At 66.1% G+C, this 3,904-nt stretch carries 4 protein-coding genes; 1 reads left to right on the forward strand and 3 read right to left on the reverse strand.

Going from position 1 to position 3,904, the window contains the following annotated elements; genetic code table 11:
* Nucleotides 1–813 precede the first annotated feature (813 nt).
* The 3 genes from ACFXJ8_RS43810 to ACFXJ8_RS43820 form a co-directional block, all read right to left on the reverse strand.
* Nucleotides 814–2,235, reverse strand: coding sequence for a recombinase family protein (locus ACFXJ8_RS43810; protein WP_379651477.1), 1,422 nt, complete (start codon nt 2,233–2,235; stop codon nt 814–816).
* 414 nt (nt 2,236–2,649) lie between these two features.
* Nucleotides 2,650–2,832, reverse strand: coding sequence for a hypothetical protein (locus tag ACFXJ8_RS43815; protein WP_379651479.1), 183 nt, complete (start codon nt 2,830–2,832; stop codon nt 2,650–2,652).
* A 51-nt stretch (nt 2,833–2,883) separates the two neighbouring features.
* Nucleotides 2,884–3,525 (reverse strand): dihydrofolate reductase family protein, encoded by a 642-nt coding sequence (locus ACFXJ8_RS43820; protein WP_379651481.1) that lies wholly within the window; start codon nt 3,523–3,525, stop codon nt 2,884–2,886.
* Between the two features lie 80 nt (nt 3,526–3,605).
* On the opposite strand from ACFXJ8_RS43820, the gene ACFXJ8_RS43825 reads away from it, so the two are divergent.
* A partial coding sequence (locus tag ACFXJ8_RS43825) for a winged helix-turn-helix transcriptional regulator (protein WP_379651483.1) occupies nt 3,606–3,904 on the forward strand: 299 nt, incomplete at its 3' end.

Genomic DNA, 3,904 nt, shown 5'->3' on the forward strand with positions numbered 1-3,904 from the left:
GATCCGATCGCAGGCCATGCACCCGCCGGGCCGAGAGGTGACAACCCTTACGAGGGCTGCCTACCCAGGATCTCTTAATGAGCGATCGCCCCAACCGGAGACCATGGAACCGAAGTCCGCGATCGTCACGGCGTCAGCCATACGACTCAAGCAGTTGGTTCTCGCCGATGTTGTCGATCGGCGTGCCCGGTCGAATCTTCTGCGCTTTCCGGAGTGCCATCGTCGCCGGCGGGGCGGCGCTGGCCGCGACCGGCCGAAGAGCCGCAGCGCGGCCAGCGACCGCCCGACGCGCGGCGAGACGCCGCAGGCGGATCGCCTTTAATGACGTGTAGATAAGTTGCTTTCGGATCTTGATGGTAGTGGTCCCGGCTCCTGGCTTGACCTCCGCCCAGGTGTAGGTATGCGTTCACGTGATGACCTGAGTTGGTAAGGCGCTCAAGGTGATCTCAAGCGTCCCTTTCGGCTGACTCGCTGGGGACGGGTCGGGACGTTGAGTCGCTGCTAGGACGTCTCGGCTACGTCCTATTTGGCGGTGATCTGGTCCGGTGCTCCCGCTGCATTCTCGATGTTGTTCTGCGATAGAGAGGAGCGGCGAAGGGAGGCGGCATGCGAGGAAGGGAGTGTCAAGCCGCGCCGCGCTGGGAGATGGCCAGTGGCGGTGTGGGTGAATGATGAGCTGCGGGCGCGGGTCGCCGCGTCTCGGGCGGCGCAAGGGTTGCCGCCGGTAATTGAGGATCTTGCGGTGTTGGAGCGTGTGGCGTCGGTGTTCCGGCTTGTGGACGGGGACCGGGACGAGCGCCGGTCGTTGGCTGCTTAGGCGAGCCAGTCGAAGGTGAAGCGGTCGGGGTCCCATCTTCGTCGGGGGTCGGCTGGGGCGACGGTGATAGTGCGGATGGTCGCGGTGATGATGGCGCGTTGCTGGGAGACGTTCATCTCCTCCCAGCGTGCGAGCATCTCCTCAATCGTGCCGATGAAGGGCAGCAGCGGGGAACTGCGGGACAGGTTGGCCAGTTGGGCGCGGTTCTTGTCCAGCCGTGCGTCGATCGGTGTGCGGGCGGCCATCCATTCCTTACGGCTGATTTCGCGTGCGGCCCAGGCTTGGGCCAGTTCTTCTAGCTGTTCCTCATCGGCTCGTACGAGGTCGGCGAGGTTGTTGTCATCGCCTGAGTCCTGGTGGAGGCGCTCGGCCATAGTGGGGGAGTCGAGCGCGGTGAGGAGCATGTCGCGGGCGTGTTGGTCGGTGCGTGCGGCGTTGGTGGCGATGCCCCCGCAGGCGCCGCTTCCCGGCACGTTGGGGCAGACGTACCTAGGAACACCTGAGCGGGGCCTGCCGTTCATGCGATGCCCGCATCGGCCGCAGCGCAGGATGCCGGACAGTAGATAGGTGCGGCCGGTGGCTGCCTGGCGGCGGTAGTCACGCGTGGGATCGTTCAACAGGACGCGTAGCCGGTCGGAGTCGATGGGGTCGATGATCGCTGGCCACACGGCATCGGCGACGATTTCGCCGAGGAGCGGGCGAGTGGTCTGGAAGCTGCTGCGGGGGATGTGCTCGCGGCGTCCACTGATGCGTGCCGCTGCCAGCATTCGGCGCAGGGTCGTGGGGAGCCAATGGCGTCCGCTGGGGGTGCGGATGTCGCGCTTCTCGAAGTCGCGGCAGACACTTGCCAGTGATTCGCCGGCCAGGGCACGCCGAGCGGCTTCGCGGATGATGTCGGCTTCTTCGTTGATGATGGTGATGCGGTCCTCGGCGTAGCCGTACGGGCGCATCCCGCCGCCTGAGACCTTGCCCGCTTCGGCGTTCTGGCGGCGTTGACGTTTCTGCCGTTCGGCCTTGTGCTCCGCTTCGTGGCGGGCTGCTGCTCCGAGCATGCGGGCGATGAGACGGCCGGTCGGAGTGGCGAGGTCGATTTCTCCGGTGACCGTGGCGAGTTCGACACCGCGCCGGTCGGCCAGGTCGATGACGTCTTCCAGTTCGCGTGGGGAGCGTGTGAGTCTGTCCACGTGCCAGCACACGATCGCGTCGATGGCGCCCGCCTCGATGTCTTCCAGCAGTCGGCGCCAGGCCGGACGTGGGCTGCCAGAGTAGGCGCTGACGTCGTTGTCCGGGTAGACACCTGCGACCTGCCATCCTCGGCGCTCGACCAACGTGCGGCAGTCGGCTTCCTGGCGGGCCACGCCCAGTCCGGCACCCTCGCGGTCCTGGCTGATGCGGCAGTAAATCGCTGCTCTTCGCATGGGTCACATAGATACACGCTCGTGGGAACGGGTCTCTCCTGTCCGATCGGTCTGACCTCCTGAAAAGCATGGGCCTCGCTCCGCTCGGGCTGGCCTGATCGAGGGGCCGAGCCCCCCGAGACCCCCGGGTGGGGCTCCGCCCCACACCCCGACATCTTGGCCGCTTGGCTCTCCTGGGTTTGAAAGAGCGGTGTGGACTGTCTCGGGCCACAACGCGTGGCCCATGCGGGCTCCACTGTCATCCGACACAACGAGGAGGCGATCCTCGACGAGATGCCGGTCTTCTGGACAAGATGATCGAGCGTCTCAGCGTCCTGGCCGATCACTTTCAGGTGGATGCAGCGCACGAGGCGTAACGCCGCCAGAGGCCCTGACGGCCTCCTTATGATCCGCCCTACCCTGGCGCAGTCCGACCTAAAGAAGTGCTCGGCCCACCTTGGTCGCATCGCGGTCGTCTGTAATGGCGACCAGCCCATGGGTTTCGGCGGCGGTGAAAACGCTGGCTTCACCAAGATCATACTCGCCGGCACCCAGCAGGCCGACCCACTGTTCAAAGGCGATCAGCTCTTCATCGGTGTCCTGCGGCAGGATGCGCAACCACTCGAGATCGGTAATCGATCTCAGTATCGCTGGCGTGCGTGCGGCGGTTCAGCGGGAGAAGGTGACATGGATGGTGCCGCTTTCGGCGATCTCGCTGGTCACCTTGTAGCCGCGCTCGAGTTCGCGTAGCTCCGCCCACAGGTTCTCACCGCGGCCGAGCAGGATCGGCGCGATGGCGACGTGGAGCCGGTCGACCAGTCCCGCGGCCAGGTAGGACCGCACGACCCGGACCCCGCCGCCGATGCGTACGTCGCGGTCGCCTGCGGCCTGCGTGGCGCGCTCAAGGGTCTCCTCGGCGGAGGTCTGGACGAAGTGGAACGTTGTCCCGCCCTCCATCTCCAGCGACGGCCGCGATTCATGGGTGAGCACGAACACCGGGCACCGGAACGGCGGGTTCGGCCCCCACCAGCCCCGCCAGTCCGGATCGCCGGGGTGGGCGTGGAGCCCGAACTTGCCCGCGCCCATGATCTCGGCGCCGATACCCTCGAAGTAGTCGGCGGCGTAGTCGTTGTCGAGGCCCGTGGTGCCCTTGCCGGTCTGGCCGAGTACGCGCTCGCGGAAGGTCCGCGTCGCCACGTACGCGGCTTGAAGGCGGTTCCAGTCCTGGCCGAACGGGTCTTCGGGGGTCTGGTCGGTGGTCGTGCCGTAGCCGTCGAGGGAGATGGTGAGATCGACTCGTACCTGTCCCATTGTCGCTCCTGTAAAGTGATTGTAAGATGCAAGCACTACCGTAGTTCGCGGTGCCCGGCAACGTCAAGGAGGGGTCGGAGATGGCTCGAGGAGCGATCTCGGAACTGAGGTCCGGATGCGCGATCAACGCGGCTGTGGAGGCCCTGGGCGACCACTGGTCGTTCCTGGTGCTGCGGGACATGATCTTCGGCGACCGCCGATACTTCCGGGAACTGCTGACCGGCTCGATCGAGGGCATCGCGTCCAACATCCTCAGCGACCGGCTGAAGAAGCTCATCGCCGCCGGCATCGTCACCAAAGAGGACGTCGTGCGCGGCCAGCGCGCCCGCTACAGCCTCACCGAGGCCGGCATCCAGACCCTCCCGATCCTGTTCGCGCT

It is taken from the genome of Nonomuraea sp. NPDC059194, from assembly GCF_042754765.1.
In the GTDB taxonomy this organism is placed as follows: domain Bacteria; phylum Actinomycetota; class Actinomycetes; order Streptosporangiales; family Streptosporangiaceae; genus Nonomuraea.